This window comes from Mesorhizobium sp. PAMC28654 (assembly GCF_020616515.1).
Taxonomy (GTDB): Bacteria; Pseudomonadota; Alphaproteobacteria; order Rhizobiales; family Rhizobiaceae; genus Mesorhizobium.
The window spans coordinates 2,014,401-2,034,734 of the sequence record NZ_CP085135.1 but is presented as its reverse complement, the minus strand read 5'-3'; the positions used below and the strand labels follow the sequence as shown (position 1 = coordinate 2,034,734).

General features: G+C 62.3%; 14 protein-coding genes, 1 tRNA gene and 4 pseudogenes. 5 read left to right on the top strand and 14 right to left on the bottom strand.

Annotated features, from left to right (window positions below; all coding sequences use genetic code 11):
- Positions 1-25: 25 nt before the first annotated feature.
- Together LGH82_RS10345 and LGH82_RS10340 are read right to left on the bottom strand one after the other, a co-directional pair.
- Positions 26-370, bottom strand: a complete 345-nt coding sequence (locus tag LGH82_RS10345) for a hypothetical protein (protein ID WP_227349545.1) — start codon at positions 368-370, stop codon at positions 26-28.
- Between the two features lie 235 nt (positions 371-605).
- Positions 606-682, bottom strand: a tRNA-Pro gene (locus LGH82_RS10340).
- Between the two features lie 210 nt (positions 683-892).
- On the opposite strand from LGH82_RS10340, the gene LGH82_RS10335 reads away from it, so the two are divergent.
- Positions 893-2,413 (top strand): phosphomannomutase/phosphoglucomutase, encoded by a 1,521-nt coding sequence (locus LGH82_RS10335; RefSeq protein WP_227348393.1) that lies wholly within the window; start codon positions 893-895, stop codon positions 2,411-2,413.
- Positions 2,414-2,424: 11 nt separating this feature from the next.
- A complete protein-coding gene (locus LGH82_RS10330) occupies positions 2,425-4,665 on the top strand; it encodes an AGE family epimerase/isomerase (RefSeq protein ID WP_227348392.1) in 2,241 nt (746 codons plus the stop codon).
- A 7-nt stretch (positions 4,666-4,672) separates the two neighbouring features.
- Here LGH82_RS10330 and betB read toward each other — a convergent pair whose 3' ends face one another.
- The 5 genes from betB to betI all read right to left on the bottom strand — a co-directional run bounded on the left by betB (position 4,673) and on the right by betI (position 11,029).
- On the bottom strand, positions 4,673-6,136 hold the full coding sequence (gene betB / locus LGH82_RS10325) for a betaine-aldehyde dehydrogenase (protein ID WP_227348391.1): 1,464 nt from the start codon (positions 6,134-6,136) through the stop codon (positions 4,673-4,675).
- 129 nt (positions 6,137-6,265) lie between these two features.
- Positions 6,266-7,918, bottom strand: coding sequence for a choline dehydrogenase (gene betA / locus LGH82_RS10320; RefSeq protein ID WP_227348390.1), 1,653 nt, complete (start codon positions 7,916-7,918; stop codon positions 6,266-6,268).
- Complete coding sequence (locus tag LGH82_RS10315) at positions 7,911-8,912, bottom strand: threonine/serine dehydratase (RefSeq protein WP_227348389.1); 1,002 nt, start codon at positions 8,910-8,912, stop codon at positions 7,911-7,913. The genes betA and LGH82_RS10315 overlap by 8 nt, the downstream gene beginning before the upstream one ends.
- On the bottom strand, positions 8,913-10,442 hold the full coding sequence (gene betC, locus LGH82_RS10310; protein ID WP_227348388.1) for a choline-sulfatase: 1,530 nt from the start codon (positions 10,440-10,442) through the stop codon (positions 8,913-8,915).
- Complete coding sequence (gene betI, locus LGH82_RS10305) at positions 10,439-11,029, bottom strand: choline-responsive transcriptional repressor BetI (protein ID WP_227348387.1); 591 nt, start codon at positions 11,027-11,029, stop codon at positions 10,439-10,441. The genes betC and betI overlap by 4 nt, the downstream gene beginning before the upstream one ends.
- A gap of 199 nt (positions 11,030-11,228) precedes the next feature.
- Here betI and LGH82_RS10300 point away from each other — a divergent pair, with 199 nt between their 5' ends.
- Together LGH82_RS10300 and LGH82_RS10295 are read left to right on the top strand one after the other, a co-directional pair.
- Positions 11,229-12,395 (top strand): acetyl-CoA acetyltransferase, encoded by a 1,167-nt coding sequence (locus LGH82_RS10300; RefSeq protein WP_227348386.1) that lies wholly within the window; start codon positions 11,229-11,231, stop codon positions 12,393-12,395.
- 26 nt (positions 12,396-12,421) lie between these two features.
- Positions 12,422-13,426: an asparaginase gene (locus tag LGH82_RS10295; protein WP_227348385.1), complete on the top strand. Its 1,005-nt coding sequence runs from the start codon at positions 12,422-12,424 to the stop codon at positions 13,424-13,426.
- 10 nt (positions 13,427-13,436) lie between these two features.
- On the opposite strand, the pseudogene LGH82_RS10290 reads toward LGH82_RS10295, so the two are convergent.
- The 6 genes and pseudogenes from LGH82_RS10290 to LGH82_RS10265 all read right to left on the bottom strand — a co-directional run.
- Positions 13,437-13,760 (bottom strand): annotated as a pseudogene (locus LGH82_RS10290) (TIGR03808 family TAT-translocated repetitive protein); the annotation flags it as partial.
- A gap of 50 nt (positions 13,761-13,810) precedes the next feature.
- Positions 13,811-14,128: pseudogene (locus tag LGH82_RS10285) on the bottom strand (ATP-binding protein); the annotation flags it as partial.
- Between the two features lie 35 nt (positions 14,129-14,163).
- Positions 14,164-15,317, bottom strand: a protein-coding gene (locus tag LGH82_RS10280) for an IS3 family transposase (protein ID WP_413771438.1) whose coding sequence is annotated in 2 segments (ribosomal slippage) — positions 14,164-15,053 and positions 15,053-15,317 — 1,155 coding nt in all. Because the reading frame shifts where the segments join, the coding sequence is not laid out codon by codon here.
- 51 nt (positions 15,318-15,368) lie between these two features.
- Positions 15,369-15,968: pseudogene (locus LGH82_RS10275) on the bottom strand (ATP-binding protein); the annotation flags it as partial.
- Positions 15,949-17,421, bottom strand: a complete 1,473-nt coding sequence (istA, locus tag LGH82_RS10270) for an IS21 family transposase (protein WP_227344002.1) — start codon at positions 17,419-17,421, stop codon at positions 15,949-15,951. The gene istA and the pseudogene LGH82_RS10275, both read right to left, overlap by 20 nt.
- A gap of 189 nt (positions 17,422-17,610) precedes the next feature.
- Positions 17,611-18,705: pseudogene (locus LGH82_RS10265) on the bottom strand (TIGR03808 family TAT-translocated repetitive protein); the annotation flags it as partial.
- A gap of 121 nt (positions 18,706-18,826) precedes the next feature.
- Here LGH82_RS10265 and greA point away from each other — a divergent pair.
- On the top strand, positions 18,827-19,300 hold the full coding sequence (greA, locus tag LGH82_RS10260) for a transcription elongation factor GreA (protein ID WP_227348382.1): 474 nt from the start codon (positions 18,827-18,829) through the stop codon (positions 19,298-19,300).
- A gap of 12 nt (positions 19,301-19,312) precedes the next feature.
- Here the strand turns inward: greA and LGH82_RS10255 are convergent.
- Positions 19,313-20,262 (bottom strand): IS630 family transposase gene (locus tag LGH82_RS10255; protein ID WP_227343924.1). Its coding sequence is split into 2 segments (ribosomal slippage): positions 19,313-19,920 and positions 19,920-20,262, totalling 951 coding nucleotides; the frame shifts between segments, so codons are not numbered across the junction.
- Positions 20,263-20,334: the final 72 nt, after the last annotated feature.

Sequence of the window (20,334 nt, the reverse complement as noted above, 5' to 3'; positions counted from 1 at the left end):
CATCGCCAAGGCGGGCTCTGTTCGCTCAGCCCGTTGATCTCGGGCACTTGCGCGCCCTTGCCGCGACGATGGCATCCTGCTGCTGCTTCAGCCGGTCGATCCTGGCCGTTTCACGGTCAGCGACCGCGGTTTTCACGCGCGAGCCGCCCAGCAACCAACGTGGAACACTGGTGTTCGCGACCTTGCCGCGGCTGATTGCGGTCTGCGAGATTTCGCTGGCGGTGCTCCCCAGCGCATTGTTGAGCTCCACGCACGTCATCTCATCGTATTTCGCGGGATTGGCTGATCCTGCGATCGATGAGCAGCCCGCGACAAGACACAGGGCAAGCACAGGAATGGGGGCGAGGCGTGCCGTCGAAATCAACTTCATCTCCGCAACCTCGCTCGGTGCTCTCATTTCGGCGGTGATCATACCGTCGAACCATAGCTTGCACCATTTCGTCAAAGGGTGCGCTCACGGCTCATCGCATCGGCATGCGGAGAGCAGCAAAAGCGTAGTGGCAAATTATATAATAACGCCACCCCTAGCAGGTTTCTTGAAACTGGCGCGTTTTAGTTGGGGCTGTGGGCGGCAGTTTTCGGGAACCGCTAAGTCTTTGTTTTTCTGGTCGGAGTGGCAGGATTTGAACCTGCGACCCCCTCGTCCCGAACGAGGTGCGCTACCAGGCTGCGCTACACTCCGTGACCAGACCGCGGGCTTATAGCTGTCGTCCTTCGTTCCTGCAAGCGGCAATGGCAGCACTTCTGTCGCATTTCCCGCGCTTTCATCTCACATTGCCTGCGGACTGGGGGTTTCGCACAGGATAAACGCGGGTTAAAGGCTTGTGTGGTAAGCAGTCGATCGTCGCTGCCTCGAAACGCTGTGATTCCAACCGCTTGGAGTTTTGTTGTCTTGCCCTTGACGATCGTTGGCGAAGCCCGGCCCAACACCTTTGAATTTGAGACATCCGCGCTGGTAAGGCCGTCGGGATTTCGCGAATATGACGCGCGCTGGTGGTTCGGCCATCCGGGCTCCGAGGTGCCGCCTGAACTCAACCTGATCGGCGTCCAGGCGCTGGGCATGGGGCTCGGCACGCTGATCCGGCGCCTTGGCGCCGGGCCGGATATCGTTACCGGGCATGATTTCCGTTCCTATTCGCTTTCCATCAAGCTGGCGCTGGTGTCCGGGCTGATGGCCGCCGGCGCCAGGGTGAGGGATATTGGTCTCGCCCTGTCGCCCATGGCCTATTTCGCCCAGTTCGCGCTCGATACGCCGTCGGTCGCCATGGTCACCGCCTCGCACAACGAGAACGGTTGGACCGGCGTCAAGATGGGCGCTACACGTCCCTTGACCTTCGGTCCGGAGGAGATGAGCGCGCTGAAGCAAATCGTCCTTTCAGGCGACTTCGACCTGACCGGCGGCGGCTCCTACGATTTCGTCCCCGGTTTCCGTGCGACCTATCTTGACGACCTAGTGGGGGACAAGCGCATTTCGAGAAAGCTCAAAGTGGTCGCCGCGTGCGGCAACGGCACCGCTGGCGCCTTTGCCCCGGAAGCGTTGGAGCGGATCGGCTGTGAAGTGATTCCGCTCGATGTCGAGCTGGATCACACCTTCCCGCGCTACAATCCCAATCCCGAGGACATGCGGATGCTGCACGCGATCCGTGACAAGGTGCTGGAAACAGGCGCCGATCTCGGGCTTGGCTTTGACGGCGATGGCGACCGCTGCGGCGTCGTCGACAATGAAGGCAACGAGATATTCGCCGACAAGGTCGGTGTCATGCTCGCGCGTGATATTTCACGGCTGCATCCCGGTTCGACCTTCGTTGTCGACGTCAAGTCGACCGGTCTGTTCAAGACCGATAGCGTGTTGCAGGCCAATGGCGCGGTCACCGACTACTGGAAGACCGGACATTCCTACATCAAGCGCCGTGTCGCCGAACTCGGTGCGGTCGCGGGCTTCGAGAAATCCGGCCACTTCTTCTTCAACCCGCCGATTGGGCGCGGCTATGATGATGGTCTGGTCACAGCCATCGCCATCTGCCAGATGCTGGACCGCAATCCCCGCAGTTCGATGGCCGATCTCTATCGCGCGCTGCCGCTGACCTTCGGCACGCCAACCATGTCGCCGCATTGCGATGATGCGCTGAAATACGGTGTGGTCGAGCGGGTGGTGTCGGATTTTCAGGCAATGCAACAAGCCGGCGACATCTTTGCCGGCCAGAAGATCGTTGAACTGATCACGGTCAACGGCGTGCGCGTCGTTGCCGAGGACGGCACCTGGGGCTTGGTCCGCGCATCGTCGAACAAGCCGGAGCTTGTCGTCGTGGTGGAGAGCCCGGTATCGTCGGACCGTCGCCGCCAGATGTTCGAGGGCGTCGATGCCGTCTTGCGCCGCAGCCCTGAAGTCGGCGCCTACAACCAGACCTTTTGAACGGGAAGCTCATGACCGAACGTATCGTCAGTTTTGTCATGAGCGGTGGCGTTGGCTCGCGGCTTTGGCCGCTGTCGCGCGAGGACAATCCCAAGCAGTTCCATGATTTTTCGGGCGACGGTTCGATGCTGGCCAAGACCCTGCGCCGGCTGACGCAGAGACCGGCTGGCGAAACGCCGATCTTCCTGATTGCCTCGGAGCGCCACGCGGATCGCGTCCATGCCGACCTTGCCGGCCTTGACCTGTCCGGCGGCGGCCCGCTGTTCGAGCCCACCGGCCGCAACACGGCGGCAGCGGTGGCGCTGGCGACGCTTCGCACCTTGTCGGAATTCGGCGACAATCTCGTGCTGGTCGTGCCGTCAGATCATGAGATCGCGACGGCACGACAATTCTGGCACAGCGTCGAGGCAGGCTGTGCGGCGGCACGCGCGGGCAGGCTTGTGGTGTTCGGCATCAAGCCCAGCCAGCCCGAAACCGGCTATGGCTATATCGAGGTTACCGGCGAGAAGGACGGCATCTGCGATGTATCGCGTTTCGTCGAAAAGCCTGATCTCGCCACAGCGCAGAGCTATCTGGCCGCCGGGAACTTCTTCTGGAACACCGGTATCTTCCTGTTTCGCGCCAGTGCCATGCGCGATGCCTTCCTGGCGTTCCAGCCAGAGATATGGAATGCCACCGAGGCGGCCTACCAAGCCGCTACGACCGATCTTTCCGGCCTCTACATGCCGCTCGAGCTCTATGCCGCCATTCCGTCGACCTCGATCGACTATGCGATCATGGAGCACGCAAAGCACATTGCCATGGTGCCGGCAGGATTCCGCTGGAACGATCTCGGCTCCTGGCAGTCGTTGCTCGATGTCGGCCCGTCCGACAGCCAGGGCAATGTCATTGTCGGTGACGTCGTCGCCATCGATTGCGAGAACTCCTACATTCGCAGCGATGGCCGCCTGCTGTCGGCGATCGGTCTGAAGGGCGTTGCGATTGTGTCAACCGTTGACGCGACCTTTGTTGCTCCGGTCAGCCACAGCCAGCATGTCAAGAAGATCGTCGAACAGCTCGAGAAGAGCGGCCGGCTGGAAACCCGATTCACGCCTGCCCATGACCGCGTCATCGAAAGCGGCGCCTGGCGACGGCGCGTGCATCACTGGTTGTTCCAGGAGACCTTGCCTCTCTGGTCGACGGTGGGCGTTGACGAGCGTCATGGCGGCTTCCACGAGGCACTGGGATTTGACGGCATACCGTTGATGAAGCCAAAGCGCATGCGCACCATGGCGAGGCAGGTCTATGCCTTCGCCGTAGCCAAGGCGCGTGGCTGGGATGGTCCAGCCGACCGCCTGATCAGCCACGGCATCGCGTTCATGGCCGGCAATGGCCGCACCGACAAGGGCGGCTGGGTACGTACGCTGAATGTCGACGGCTCGGTCGCCGATGCCGCCGAGGATGCCTACGATCATTCCTGTGTGCTTCTGGCGCTGGCGCACGCACATATGTGCGGCAATCCCGATGCGCTGCGGCTTGGCGAGGAAACCTTCGTCTTCCTCGATGCTCATCTCGAGGACAGCCGCATGACCGGCTTTCTCGAAACGTCGGACGGCGAGGGCGAACGGCGCTCCAACCCGCATATGCATCTGCTCGAAGCCTTTCTCGCCTGGTATCAGGCGACCGGCGACCGCGCCTATCTGCGCCGCGCGGCGCGGATCATCGACCTGTTCCGCAGTCATTTCTTCGATCCGGAAAGCTGGACGCTGGGTGAGTTTTTCGATGGAGAATGGAAACCGGCCAAGAGCGAGAAGGGCTCTTGGACCGAGCCCGGCCATCATTTCGAATGGGCCTCGTTGCTGGTTGATTTCGCCGCGCGCAGTGGCCAGACCGAGCTGACGGGCTTTGCTAGAAAGCTCTATGCTTCGGCGATCGCCAATGGCCTCAACCGCGCCACTGGCCTCGCCTATGGCGCCGTCTCGCGGCAGGGCCTGCCGCTCGACCGGGTGTCGCGCAGTTGGCCGCAGGCGGAAGCGATCAAGGCCGCTATCGCGCTGGACGGTTCGGGCGGTCCGGACCTGAAGCCCGAGATCGAGGCGCGCGTCGGGCGCCTGTTCCGCTGGCACATCGACCCGGCGCCGCTCGGCCTGTGGATTGACCGCATCGACGAACGTGGCCGCTCGCTGGCAGGCGACGTGCCGGCCAGCATCTTCTACCATCTGGTCTGCGCCCTGACCCAGTATCTGGATGGAACGGCGGACAAGACGTCGTAGGCCGGGATCAGTAAGGGCTTGCGACGTCCCCGGTCTCGACATAGACCGATTTCAGCTGCGAATAGAGCGCCAGTGCCGCTAGTGAATTCTCGCGGCCGATACCGGACTGCTTGAAACCGCCGAAGGGAACTTCCACCGGCGTAAGATTGTAGGCGTTGATCCAGCAGGTGCCGGCCTGCAACTCGGCGATCACACGGTGAGCGCGGGGCAGATCGCGGGTGAAGACGCCCGCCGCGAGGCCGAACTCGGTGTCGTTGGCGCGGTCGATCACCTCGTCCTCTCCGTCGAATTTCAGCACGCTCATCACCGGACCGAAAATCTCTTCGCGGGCGATGCGCATATTGTCGGTAACACCGGTGAAGACCGTCGGTTCGACGAAGAAGCCGCCGTCAAAACCTTGCAGCGACGGCACATTGCCGCCGCAGGCGAGTGTAGCGCCGTCCTGCTTGCCGACCTCGATATAGCCGACGACCTTTTCGTGCTGTGCCTTCGAGACCAGCGGGCCCATCTGCGTTTCGGGATCGAGCGGATCGCCGATGCGGATCTTCTTCGTCCGCTCGATCAGGCGGTCGACGAAGCGGTCGTGAATACCGCTCTGCACGAAGACGCGTGTGCCGTTGGAGCAGATTTGCCCGGTCGAATAGAAATTGCCGAGCATGGCGCCGCCAATGGCATTTTCGATGTCGGCATCGTCGAAGACGATCAGCGGCGACTTGCCGCCGAGCTCCATCGTGGCATGCTTCATCTTCGAGCCGGCGAGCGACAGCACCTTGCGGCCGGTCGGCACGGAGCCTGTCACCGAGACCTTGGCGACGACATCGTGGCCAACCAGCCCTGCGCCAACATCGCCATAGCCTTGCACGACGTTGAACAATCCATCGGGCAGGCCGGCCTCTGTGTATATTTCAGCCAGCGCCAGGGCGGATAGCGGCGTGTTCTCAGACGGCTTGAACACCATGGCATTGCCCATGGCGAGTGCAGGCGCGGATTTCCAGCCGGCGATCTGGATCGGATAGTTCCAGGCGCCGATGCCGACACAGACGCCGAGCGCCTCGCGCCGCGTATAGGCAAAGGGTCCGCCGAGATCTATCGCTTCGCCATTGTAGGCGGCAATCACGCCGCCGAAATATTCGAGGCAATCCGCTGCCGACGGGGCGTCAGCCACCAGCGTTTCCTGGATCGCCTTGCCGGTATCGAGCGTCTCGATGCGGGCAAGGTCGGCGTTGCGGGCGCGCAGAATGTCGGCGGCACGGCGCAGGATGCGTCCACGCTCGACCGGCTTCAGCCGTGCCCAGGCGGGCTGTGCGGCACGTGCGGCTTCGATGGCGAGTTCCAGAACATTCGGCGTCGCCGAACGCAGCATCGCGATGGTCTCGCCAGTCGCCGGATAGATGACCGGCAGTGGCGCACCGCGCTCATCGTCGATGTAGCGTCCGTTGATATAGTGCGATGCCGTCGGCTGGGCGCGCATGGTTCCTCCAAGTCGTCTATCGCCCAGGCGGGCGGCTCAATCTATCGGGTGGATCATGCTCTATCGCATCGGCCCGAAAATCGGAATCGATTTTCGGAAAGCACGATTCCGGAGGTGCATAAAGTACCCCTATCTGTCCGACGCCTGCCAGCGCGGATTGATCCAAGGTTCCTGGTTGGACGGCGGCAGCGGCGTGCGGCCAAGAATATGATCGGAGGCCTTCTCGCCGGTCATGATCGACGGCGCGTTGAGATTGCCGTTGGTGACACGCGGGAAGATCGAGGAATCGGCGACCCGCAACCCTTCGACACCGATGACCCTGCATTCTGGATCGACGACACTCATCGCATCGTCGGCGCGGCCCATCTTGCAGGTGCCGCAAGGATGGTAGGCGCTTTCGGCATGATCGCGGATGAAGACATCGAGATCCTCGTCCGACTGCACGTGAGAGCCCGGCGAGATTTCCTGGCCGCGATAGGCGTCGAATGCCGACTGGCCAAAAATCTCGCGGGTCAGCCGGATGCAGTGGCGGAACTCCGTCCAGTCATCTGGATGCGACATGTAGTTGAAACGGATCACTGGGCTTGATCTCGGGTCCGGCGAGCGCAGCGTCACCGATCCCCGCGACTCCGACCGCATCGGCCCGACATGCGCCTGGAAGCCATGCGACTTCGCCGCTGCCTTGCCATCATAGCGCACAGCCGCCGGGATGAAGTGGTACTGGATATCGGGGTAATCGACGCCGGCGCGCGAGCGCACGAAGGCCGCCGCTTCGAAATGGTTTGTCGCGCCGAGCCCGGTCTTGAAGAACAGCCATTGTGCCCCGATCAGTGCCTTGGAAAAAGGATTCAGCACCGAATTCAGCGTGATCGGCTGGGTCGATTCCTGCTGGATATAAAGCTCCATATGGTCCTGCAGGTTGCGGCCGACGCCGGGCCGGTCGGCCACCACGGCAATGCCGTTTTCCATGAGATGGTCGGCCGGGCCGATGCCGGAAAGCATGAGGATTTTGGGCGAATTGATCGACGACGCGGCGACGATCACTTCGCGTCTCGCCTTGATGACCTGAATCTGTTTGTGCGCTTCGATCTCGACGCCGATGGCGCGTTGATTCTCTATGATCACTCGCCGGGCGAAGCCCTTGACCAGACTCACGTTCTTTCGCTTCAGGGCCGGCTTCAGATAGGCTGATGCCGCCGACCAGCGGCGACCGCCGCGGATGGTCTGCTCCATCGGCCCAAAGCCTTCCTGCTTGGAGCCGTTGTAGTCGTCGGTCAGTTCGAACCCGGCTTGGCGGCCAGCCTCGACGAAGGCTCCATAGAGCGGATTGCGTCGCGGTCCGCGCTGCACATGCAGCGGGCCGCCATGGCCGCGCCATCCGTCCTCGCCGCCGTCCGAGTCTTCCATGCGCTTGAAATAGGGGAGCACGTCGGCGAAGCCCCAGCCGGCCGCACCTTCTTCGGCCCAATGGTCGAAGTCGCGGGCGTGACCGCGCACATAGACCATGCCATTGATCGAGGATGAGCCGCCGATGACCTTGCCGCGCGGCGTTGCCAGCACGCGCCCGCCAAGATGCGGCTCCGGCTCGCTGGCAAAGCCCCAGTCGTAGAGGCTCATGTTGAGCGGGATCGACAGCGCCGACGGCATCTGGATCAGCGGGCCGATATCGGTGCCGCCGAACTCGATGACGATGACCGAATGCTTGCCGTCTTCCGACAGGCGATAGGCCATGGCCGAGCCGGCCGAGCCGGAGCCGATGATGACAAAATCCGCTTCAAGCATGGTTCATATGCGCCATAAAATCGGCGAGCGAAACGTTGCCGCCAGTTGCCACCACGAGCACGGTTTTACCCGCCACATCCACCTTGCCGCCGAGAAGAGCCGCCAGTGACGCCGCGCCCGAAGGCTCGAACACCAGCTTCATCCGCTCGAAGGCGATGCGCATCGCGCGGCGCACTGAATCGTCGTCGACGGTGATGCCGCGAACGCCGGCGGTCTTGACCGCCGCGAACGGTGCGTCGCCAGGCTTGCGCGCCATTAGCCCGTCGCAGATCGACCGCGGTCCGATCGGCATGGTTTCAATGGCGCCATGCGCCAATGATGAGCCCATCCCGTTGAAGCCTTCCGGCTCGACGCCGATGATCTGTGTGCGTGGCGACAGATAGTGGAAGGCGAGCGAAACACCGCCGATCAATCCACCGCCACCGACCGAGCAGAACAACAGATCGGCGCTGGCATCCTTGGCGTCCAGTTGCTCAAGCGCTTCCAGCCCGGCGCCGGCCTGGCCGGCGACGATTTCCGGATCATCGAAAGGGTGCAGCAGCGCCAGGCCTTCGGTCTCGGAAATTTCGCGCGCCTTCGCGGCGGCGACTTCCTCACGTGCGCGGTCACCATGATCGGTCAGCACGACGCGTGCGCCATAGCCGGCCGTGGCGTCGCGCTTGGCGACCGGTGCATCGATCGGCATGACGATGGTGACGGGAATGCCGAGTGCCTGGCCGGCGGCGGCCAACCCTTGCGCGAAATTGCCGGACGAATAGGCGACCACGCCCTTCTTCGCTTCGTCGGCCGAAAGCCGCTTCAGACGCCAATAGGCGCCGCGGATCTTGAACGACCCCGCCCATTGCAGGGATTCCGGCTTGATGAAGACACGGGCTGCCCCGGTCTCTCTGGCAAGTGCGGTCGATTCCAGCAGTGGCGTGATCTGCGTCGCCTTGGAGGTGACGGCATAGGCCTGCTTGAGATGATCGAGGGAGGGGACAAGAACTTCGGCCATTTATTCGCCTCGCGGAAAGCGTTTTTGCTCTTCGAGCACGTTGAGATCCATGTGATTGCGCATGTAGCGTTCCGACGCCTTCTGCAGCGGCTGGAACTCCCAGGGGTAGTGGGTGCCGTTGCGCAGTGCCGGATAAACAACCCAGCGGCGCGCCTGGCTGGCGCGCACGGCGGCATCGAAGGCGGCCATGTCCCAGCGCGACCTCACCTTGTCGAGGAACGCCGCCACCAGCGCGGCATGCGCCGGTTCAGCAGCGAGATTGGTGAGTTCCCTGGGATCGGATTCAAGATCAAACAGTTGCGGCGGATCGATCTCGCAATGGATGAATTTGTAGCGGCCGTCGCGGATGGCCACCAGCGGGGCGTTGGACCCTTCGGCTGCGTACTCCATCAGCACCGGCGCGGTGCGTTTCCGGCCATGCAGTTGCGGCAGCAACGACTGGCCATCGGTCCATGGCATGATCGCGCTCATGTCGATGCCGGCGAGATCGCAAAGCGTCGGCGTCACGTCGAGATTCGACGCCGGCGCATTGATCAGCCCAGCGGGAATGCCTTTCCCCGCGATCATCAGCGGAACGCGTGCTGAACCCTCGAAGAAGCACATCTTGAACCACAGACCGCGTTCGCCGAGCATGTCGCCATGATCCGAGCAGAACAGGATGATGGTGTCATCGAGCATGCGCGTACGCTCAAGCACCGACACCAGGTCGCCGACCTTGTCGTCGACATAGGAGATGTTGGCGAAATAGCCTTGCCGTGAGCGGCGGACCTGCTCCGGGGTGATGTCGAAGCTGTCATAGTCGCTGGCGCGATAAAGCCGCTGCGAATGCGGGTCCTGGCTGTCGTAGGGGATGAAGCCGACCTCCGGCTCAAGTGCCGGGCAGTCTTCGTACAAATCCCAATATTGCCGACGGGCGACATAGGGGTCGTGCGGATGGGTGAAGGAAACCGTCAGGCACCAGGGACGATGCGAGGCGTCGTCGGACACGCGGGCGAAATCATAGAGTTTCTGCACCGCATGGAAGGCGACTTCGTCATCATATTCCATCTGGTTGGAAATCTCGGCGACGCCGGCGCCGGTCACCGAACCCAGATTGTGATACCACCAGTCGATCCGTTCGCCGGGCTTGCGATAGTCTGGCGTCCAGCCGAAATCGGCCGGGTAGATGTCGGTGGTCAGCCTCTCCTCGAAACCGTGCAACTGGTCGGGGCCAACGAAATGCATCTTGCCCGACAGGCAGGTGTGATAGCCGTCGGAGCGCAGATGGTGAGCGTAGGTCGGGATCGACGAAGCGAATTCGGCGGCATTGTCATAGACCTCGGTACGCGACGGTAACTGGCCACTCATGAACGAGGCGCGGCCGGGCGCGCAGAGAGGCGAGGCCGTGTAGTTGTTTGCAAAGCGCGCCGAGCGTGCGGCAAGCGCCTTCAGATGCGGTGCATGCAGGAAGTCAGCTGGCCCGTCCGGAAACAGCGTGCCATTGAGCTGATCGACCATGACGATCAGGATGTTGGGTCGTTTGGTCGTCACTGTGCCTGCCGCCGGTTGAGTTTCGTTTCGAGATAGTCCTCGACCAGTGCGATCGCGGTCGCGGCATCGGGCACGCCGTCCTTCAGCGCACGCCTGATGTAGAGGCCGTCGATCAGGGCGGCTGTCGCCTCAGCGACGCGGTCGGCTTCGCTTCTGGGCAGGATGCCGGTCAGCCCGCTCATCAGGTTGGAATGCAGGCGCCGCGCATAGACGCGGAGCAGCCGGCGCAACGCTGACGATTTCTGCGCTTCGACATAGAAGGCGAGCCACGCGGCGATCGTCTCCGGCTGGAACTGGAGATCGGAGAAATTCACGGCGACGACCGCCGAGACGCGCTCGCGCGGCGTGCTGGTCGAACCAAGGGCGCGCAACGTGTCGGTCGTCAGTTCGGCCAGGATGTGCCGCATCGTTGCCAGCAACAGCTCATCCTTGGCGCCGAAATAATGATGGGCCAGCGCCGAGGATACGCCAGCGCGTCCGGCGATATCCGACATGGTCACGTCCAGCGAGCCGCGCTCGCCGATCGCCGAGATCGTCGCGTCGATCAGCGCCTTGCGGCGCAATGGCTCCATTCCGACTTTCGGCATCGTTTTTCCCGCTTTTGTAGCAAGATTATTTTTTATTGACGGATCAATCAATAAAAATCCAGCGCGATTTTGTGCCGAGGCTCAAACGATTGTGTGCGGCTGCCCCTTCACAAGTCTTGCAAATGGTTCATTGTTGAACAACATTAGCGGAGTGTGCGCCGCAGCACGTGCTAGGCTGTCGCGAAGTATGGAGGTTGCCATGACTGCATGCATCGTCGGCTGGGCGCATTCGCGCTTCGGCAAGCTTGAAGGCGAGACGCTGGAGAGCCTGATCACCAAGGTTGCAAGTGAAGCGCTCGAGCATGCCGGCATCGGGCCGGACGATGTCGACGAGATCATACTTGGTCATTTCAACGCCGGCTTTTCCGCACAGGATTTCACCGCGAGCCTTGTTCTCCAAGCCGATGACCGCCTGCGCTTCAAGCCGGCGACGCGCGTCGAGAATGCCTGCGCCACCGGATCGGCGGCGGTCAGACAAGGTATCCGCGCCATCGATGCAAACGCGGCTCGCGTCGTGCTGGTGGTCGGCGCCGAGCAGATGACGACGACGCCCGGTCCCGAGATCGGCAAGAACCTGCTCAAGGCCTCGTATCTGCCGGAGGACGGCGAGACGCCGGCAGGCTTCGCCGGCGTCTTCGGCAAGATCGCGCAAGCCTATTTCCAACGCTATGGCGACCAGTCGGATGCACTGGCGATGATTGCCGCCAAGAACCACAAGAACGGCGTCGACAACCCTTATGCGCAGATGCGCAAGGATTTTGGCTTTGAGTTCTGCCGCCAGGAAAGCGAGAAGAACCCATTCGTTGCCGGCCCTCTGAAGCGCACCGACTGCTCGCTGGTTTCGGACGGCGCCGCCGCGTTGGTGCTCACCGACACCGCGACCGCGTTGAGGATGCGCCGCGCGGTCACCTTCCGCGCCAATGAGCATGTGCAGGACTTCCTGCCGATGTCGAAGCGCGACATCCTGGCTTTCGAAGGCTGTGAACTGGCCTGGAACCGGGCGCTGAAGAATGCCGGCGTGACGCTCGACGATCTGTCCTTCGTCGAGACGCATGACTGCTTCACCATCGCCGAGCTGATCGAATATGAGGCGATGGGCTTGGCGAAGCCGGGCGAGGGCGCAAAGCTGGCATTGAGCGGTGAGACCGCCAAGGACGGGCGGTTGCCGGTCAATCCGTCTGGCGGGCTGAAATCCAAAGGCCATCCGATCGGCGCCACCGGCGTGTCGATGCATGTTCTGACGGCCATGCAGCTTGTCGGCGAGGCCGGCGGCATCCAGGTGCCCGGCGCGAAACTCGGCGGCATCTTCAACATGGGCGGCGCCGCGGTCGCCAATTACGTTTCAATCCTCGATCGGATCAGATAAAAGCGGCCCGCATTTGCGGGGTAGTCATGACAAATCCGGTTCTGGTTGAAGTTCTGCGCGGCGCGATCATCGAGAGCGCGCATCGCGGCGCCATCGCGGTCTTCGATGCCGATGGCAAACCCGTTTGGGAAATCGGTGATACCGCACGACCGGTCTTTCCGCGCTCGGCCGTCAAGGCGATCCAGGCGCTGCCACTGGTCGAAAGTGGCGCGGCCGATGCCTTTGGTTTCGGCAACCGCGAACTGGCGCTTGCCTGCGCTTCACATTCAGGCGAGCCGGCTCATGTCGAATTGGCGCGGTCGATGCTGGCCAAGGCCGGACTGGACGAAACCGCGCTGGAATGCGGCGCGCATTGGCCGTCCAGCCATGACGCAACGCTCGCACTTGCTCGTGCTGGTGGCTCGCCGAACGCGCTGCACAACAACTGTTCTGGCAAACACTCAGGCTTTCTCTGCACCTGCGTCCATGTCGGCGTTGCGCACAAAGGCTATGTCAAAGCCGGCCACGCCGAGCAGGAGATGGTGCGGGACGCCATGCAAGCGGTGACCGGCGCTGCCCATGGGGCCGATGAACGCGCGACCGATGGCTGCTCGATCCCGACCTACGCGGTGCCGCTCAGGAGCTTCGCGCTCGGCTTTGCCCGCATGGTGACGACCACGGGTTTTGGCCCCGAGCGAGCCAAAGCCGCGAAGCGGCTGCTTTCGGCCTGCATGGCCGAACCGTTCTTCGTCGCCGGAACCGGCCGGGCGGACGTGGCGCTGATGCAGGCCGCGCCTGGGCGGATCTTTGTGAAGGGTGGGGCCGAAGGCGTCTATTGCGCGGCGCTTCCAGAACTTGGCCTCGGCATCGCGCTCAAATGCGATGACGGCGCCGGCCGAGCCGCCGAATCCATGGTTGCGGCTGTCATTGCCAAGCTGCTGCATGCGGACGAAATTCTGGCGGCAAGGTTACTCGAACTGGCGAACGCACCCATCGAAAGCCGCATCGGCGCCAAGGTCGGAGCGCTGATGCCTACCGCTGCCTTGAGCTGAAGACCAGCACTTAGCTGACACGATTGCGCTCGACGGTCAGATGCGCATAACCGGCATTGCCTGATCCGGCGAGGTCGGCGGTTACAGGTTGTGCCCAGCGCTGACCGATGACCGCTCCGTTCTGCACGCCGTCGATGACATTGTCGGAGATGACGGCGGTGCCCGCGCCTTCGACCACGGTTACAACGATGCCTGTTCCAGCCTTGCGGATGATGTTTCCGGTCGCGACCACATTGCGCATATACGGCCCCCAGCCGATCTGCATGCCGTAGAGCGGCGCGTTCTCTATGACATTGCCGGAAACCGTCGTGTCGGCCTCGACGCTGATGCCGACTATAGCGCGACGATCTGGATGAGACGTGAGCGGCGATCTGGATGAGATTCTCAGGTCGCGGTCACGTGCAAATTATCATGCTGATTGTCGCTGGCAAGGCCTTCATCTATTTCTGATTGCCGCTCCGCGACAAGTTCGTGTTTGTTCTTGATTGTCGCGTAAGAGGCTGGCCTGCCGCGCTGGCGTTTGGCTTCCATGGCGGATCTGCGCCGGTAGCTTTCGACGTTCATCTCGAAGATCGTTGCGTGGTGAACAAGTCGGTCCACTGCGGCGAGGGTCATGGCGGGGTCCGGAAAGATTCTGTTCCATTCTCCGAAGGGCTGATTGGCGGTGATCATGATGGAACGCCGCTCATATCTTGCGCAGATGTGGACTTGCTTCGGTAAAGTGGAGAGCGGGTTGCTCATTCGGCGGCGTTTCGCTCGAACTGCATCGGGCTGATGTAGTCGAGCGCGGAATGCCGCCGGATGGGATTGTAGAAGCCGTCGATATATCGGGCAATGGCGGCTTGGGCATCGGCGCGGGTAAGGAAAGAGGTGCGCCAGATCAGTTCAGTTTTCAGCGTCTTGAAGAATGTTTCGACCATGGCGTTATCAAAGCAATTGCCCTTGCCTGACATTGAGATGATGACGCCGGCGGCACGCAATTCGGCTTGGTAGTCGATAGAACAATATTGGCTGCCGCGGTCGGAGTGGTGAATGAGGCCGGGTTCCGGCTGCCGCATGACGAACGCCTTGTTGAGCGCTGCCAGAGCCAGGCTGCGGTGTAGCCGGTTGCCAGCAGCCCAGCCAACGACCTTGCGGGCAAACAGATCGATGACGACAGCAAGGTACAACCAGCCCTCCCGCGTCCAGATGTAGGAGATGTCGGCACCCCATTTCTGGTTGGGACCAGTGGCGGCAAAATCCTGGTCGATGACATTGGGGGCAACCGGAAAGGCGTGTTCGCTGTCCGTCGTGCGCTTGAACCGCCGCTTCTGTCTTGCCTGGAGGCCATTCTCCCGCATCAGACGCGCCGTTCGTCGCCGGCCAATGGCAAAGCCATTGTCTTGCAGTTCCCGCGTCATGCGCGGGCTACCATAGGTTCCGTTCGACAGCGCGAACGACGATCGCACATGCGCCAGCATTATCATGTCGTCGTCGCGCTGCCGGCGGCACGCCGGCCGGCCCCCCCAGGCAAAGTAGCCGCTCGGGCTGACACCCAGCGTCGCGCACAAACGGTCCACAGGGAAATCCTTCTTCGCCTGGTCGATGAGCGCGAACCTCACCGACTTCCCTCCTTGACGAAAAAAGCCGTCGCCCGTTTCAAGATATCCCGCTCCTGCCGAAGGATTTCATTCTCCCGCCGCAGCCGTTTCAATTCAGCGGCGACATCAGCATCAGGCGGACGCCCAGGATCGCCCATCTCACGATCCAGCTGCCGACCCATCCATCGCGTCAGCGTCGAGAAACCAACACCAAGATCCTCCGCGATCTGCCGCTTCGTCCGACCGCTCGTTCGCACAAGGCCAACCGCCTCCGCCTTGAACGCATCCGTAAACTGTCTCTGTTTCGTCATCGAGGTCGCCTTTCATCAGAAGGAAACTCTCCACTTTTTCGGGGCAAGTCCAATGAGTTCGAAGAGCACGCTCGTTTCGGCCTGGTCCTTGGTGACGTAGGCCAGATCGTCGAGGATGAGCAGATCGAACTTGTCGAGCTTGGCGATGGCGGCTTCGAGCTGCAGCTCTCGCCGCGCGATCTGGAGCTTCTGCACGAGATCGGTGGTTCGGGCGAACTGCACGCGCCAGCCGTTCTCAATGAGGGCGAGTCCGATCGCTGCCGCAAGATGCGACTTTCCGCCACCGGGTGGGCCGAACAACAGGATATTGGCGCCCTTGGCGAGCCAGCTGTCACCGGCGGTCATGGCCATGACCTGGGCCTTGGAGACCATGGGTACGGCGTCGAAGGCGAAGCTGTCGAGCGTCTTTCCGGGCGGCAGATGCGCTTCGGCCAGATGCCGTTCGATCCTGCGATGTGCCCGTTCGGCCAGCTCATGCTCGGCGATGGCCGAGAGGAACCGGGCGGCGGGCCACCCCTCTCTATCGGCCTGCTCGGCAAATTGCGCCCAGAGCGTCTTGATCGTCGGTAGCCGGAGTTCGTTGAGCATGATGCCGAGGCGGGCTTCGTCGATGTCGTGGTGTGGGCGTTGCTCATGCGACGTCTCCCACATGGGTTGCCCCGATCAGGGCTTCATAGCCGTTAAGGGAAGCGAGTTGCACCAAGACGGTCGGCAGCCGTGCGGGGTCCGGGCCGAGGAGGGTTCGCAAGACGGCAATATCGGGCAGGTCGCCGGCGTCGAGGGTCTCGGTGAGTTGCTCGGCAAGCTCACGCTCGCAGCCTCGATCGTGGGCCAGCGCCAGCAGATCGACCATGATCTTGCACGCCTGCCTGTCCGGCAGCCGCTCAATGAGCTCGTCGAAGGCCCTGCGGTATTCCTGCCGCGGGAAGAGCTTGTCACGATAGACGAGATTAAGAAGCGCCATCGGCTTTTTGCGCAGGGAATGGATGACGTGCCGATAGTTGACGACCTGATCGTGCCTCCCGTCGGCATGGCCTCGGCCCCTGGGCAGCGTCATCAGCTTTGTTCCTCCCATAAAGACCTCGAGGCGATCATCGAACAGGCGGATGCGAAGCCGATGTCCGATCAGGCGGGAGGGAACGGTGTAGAAGACCTTGCGCAAGGTGAAGCCGCCGGTCCGCGACACGGTGACGACCACCTCCTCGAAGTCGCTGGTCCGCTGGTCTGGAAGTTCCTGCAGTTGAGGGCGTTCGGCATCGATGCGCTTGCCATGATTGGCGTTGTGCCGGCTGACGATCTCGTCGATGAAGGCTCGATACGCGCCGAGATCGTCGAAATTTCTGCTGCCGCGCATCAGAAGGGCGTCACGGATGGCATCCTTGAGATGGCCATGGCTGCTTTCGATCGAACCGTTCTCGTGCGCGATGCCCTTGTTGTTGCGGGTCGGCGTCATGCGGTAGTGCGCGCAAAGCTCTTCGTAGCGATGCGTGAGATCCTCCTTCGCATCGGCGCTGAGGTTGCGGAAAGCCGCCGACAGGCTGTCGCTGCGATGATAGAGCGGCGCTCCCCCAAGCGACCACAGCGCGTTCTGCAGTCCTTCGGCCAGGGCCACGAAGCTCTCGCCGCCGAGAATGACATGGGTGTGTTCAAAGCCGGACCAGGCGAGCCGGAAGTGGTAGAGTAGATGATCAAGAGACTGGCCGGCGATCGACACGTCAAGGCTGCCCATGTCGGTAAAATCCGATAGCCCGAGTCGGCCGGGTTCGTGAAGCTGGCGGAAGATAACCTCCTGCTCTTCGCCGTGGATGGCACGCCATGACCGGATGCGCCGCTCCAGCGTTCGGCGAATGCCCGCGCTCAGTTCCGGGTGCCGCCGCAGCATCTCCTCATAGATGGCGACAACACGGATGCCTGGCGCCGCCTTCAAAAGGGGAACGACCTCGGCATCGAAGATATGCTCGAGAGGGTCAGGCCTCCGCCGGCCACGAGCCTTTTGCTTTTGCGATGGCAGGTGCGCGTCCGTCTTGATGCGATAGGCCGTCGCCCTGCTGATCGACGCCTTGGCGGCGGCGACCTCGATAGAATTGTTTTGTCGGTACTTCATAAAAAGCCTCGTCTGATGATCGGTTACATGGCGACCCGGCACAAAGATGGTTCTCCATTCCAGAAAACCACCAAGCTACCGGGCCGACCGCGATCATAAGACGCTGAAAAATTGCGCGGCGGCGGGGGTGTAACTCCGGTCGGGCTACGCCCTCCCTTCGTCACACCCCCGCCGCCGAGTCTCATCCTGATTGACGCTGAGTCTCACCTTGTTTGTCGCCGCGCAGCCGACGCCGAAACCGGGCGGGTCGGCTGGGTAGGGGCCGCTGGTCGAGAGATTGCGCACGATGTTGCCGGAGCACACCCCCATGCGGCCGCCTTCGTTGAAATTGACGATCGAGATGCCGTTGGCCGCACCATCGACAATGTTGTTGGAGATGATGGCCCCTTCGAACGAGAACTCGGAATAAACAGCCGTCTCGCCCGACCGCGAGCAGGTGTTGCCTGACATCTGCAGGTTGCTGGAGCTGTTGGCGCGGATCGCCGAAAAGGCGCAGTCCGCAACGACGTTGCCGGAGATGACGACGTTGCCAGCGCGAAAAGCATTGATGCCGTTGCCGTTCTGGCCGGTTCCGCCGCTGCGTGCCTGGATGCGTTCGACGCGGTTGCCGGTCACCATGGTGCCATCCTCGGCCGCTTGCCAGCGATGCACGAGAATGCCGCCATTGGCGCAGTCGGATACGCGATTGCCGGTGATCTCCAGCCCGTCGGCTTCGACCGAATAGATGCCGGCATCGGCAGCGCCTGAAATCTCCGAACGCTCGACGCGGCCCGAAGCACGTTCGAGCGCCAGTCCATTCTTGCCGCTGCCGGTGATCTGGCAATTGTCGATGACAAGGTGTCCGACCCGGCGAAGGTCGAGCAGGCCTTGTGTATAATCGCCCATCCAACGGTTTGTGCCGTCGAACACCAGCCCTGCGAGTTCGACATGGTCGACCTGCTCCGCCATGAACAAATGACCATTGCCGCCATAGACGATGCGTGTTGCGCCGGGCACGCCGGAAAGACGCACGCGGCCGGGCAGAGACAGGTTGGACACGACATAGGTGCCCGGCGGCAGGAACACCGGCATGTCGCGGTCGCTTGCGTTGCGCAACAGCTTGGCAAAGGCCTTGCTCTGGTCGTCAAGCGCGCCGGGCTGCACGCCGAGATCGGTCGCATTGATCGACCCGCGCATCGAGGCTTTCTCGATGCCAGGCAGGCTGGCGGCCGTTGTCTTGCCGAACGACAGCCCGATGACGGCAAAGCCGGCGGTTCCCGCGAGAAAGGTTCGTCTGTTCAACATCGGCACAGATTCCTGGCGTCCAACCCGTCACGCCGCAGGAATCGTGCCAAGCGGACCGGCCTTGGGATCGACGTGCCGGCAATGGCTTGTCGAGCAGCCTTTCCGCGCCTAAGTTCAAGGAATGAGCAGAGCTTTTACCCGCGAAGAAGACAGCGAAAACGCCATTGCTGGCATCGGCGAGCGGCCGATCAGCCCGCACCGCAATCTGGTGACGGAGCGCGGCCTTGCGATGATCGAGGAAAATCTCGCCGACTTGCGCGACATACTGGCGAAAGCGGAGCGGAAGGCAGATCGCGAACGCATCGCTGTTGTGTCGCGAGACTTGCGCTACTGGACCGCCCGACGTGAGAATGCCGAATTGTCCGTCCCCGAGCCTGGCAGCGACCTGGTTCGTTTCGGCATGGGTGTTACCCTACAGGGCGATGACGACAGGAAGGTGCACTGGAAAATCGTCGGCGAGGATGAGGCCGATCCGGCCAAGGGCACGATTTCCCACGTGTCGCCCATGGCAGTCGCCCTGTTCGGCAAGAAGCTTGGCGACGTTGCCGTGGTCAACGGCAAGGAATGGGAAATCGTCAAGCTCTCTGATAGCTAGAGCAGAATCTGATCATTCCGGCTCATATCCTGTTGCGGCGAAGTAGTTGGCGCACTCGGTTGGTGTGAAGCAAGGCAGTGCGGCGCTGATGGTATCCCACAATTCCGCGACGGTTCGTGCGGCGGCTTTGCGTAGAATCGATTTCAGCTTGGAAAAGGCGTTCTCGATCGGGTTGAAGTCGGGGGAATAGGGCGGGAGGAACATCATCCTTGCGCCGGTTGCTTCGATCGCCACACGGGCGGCTGCGCTTTTGTGCGCCGGCAGGTTGTCGAGGATCACGACATCGTCGGGCCGCAGCGTCGGCACGAGAACCTGCTCGACATAGGCGACAAACCATTCGCCAGTCATCGGGCCGTCCAGGACCATTGGCGCGGTCATGCCAGTGAGGCGCAGGGCGCCGGTGAACGTCGTCGTCTTCCAATGGCCATGCGGGATTGGCGATCGGCACCGCATCCCGCGCTTCGTGCGCCCCCGCAGTCGAGCCATCTTTGTCGAGGCTCCGGTCTCGTCGATGAAGACCAGATGCTCGGGATCAAGATCGGGCTGGGCGTCGAACCAGGCGTTTCGTCGCGCCGCCACGTCTGGCCGCTCCTGCTCGCTGGCGTGCGCCGTTTTTTTTTGAAGGTCATGGAGTGACGATCGAGAAACCGCCAGATCGTGCTCGTCGCAAACGACGCGCCATGCTCCTGTCGCAGCAACTCGGCGAGTTCGACCAGCGTGATGTCCACCCGCCTCTCGATCGCCGCCAGGATGATGTCGCGATACGCTTCAACGCGGTGGGACCGCCTGTCGCCGCCCTGCGGCTTTGCGCAGGTGGCTCCGGTCTCGCGCCATTCCCGGACCCAACGCACCGAGCTTGCCGCCGCCACGCCAAATCGCGCCGCTGCCGCCCGTCGCGACAGGCCGCCATCAACCGCTGCGACCACCCGAGCCCGCAAATCTTCCGATAAGGATTTCGCCATGCCATGCCGGCCTCCGAATCCAGCAGATATGCTGAATCAGATTTCCAATCCCAACGAAACCCCTATCGATTC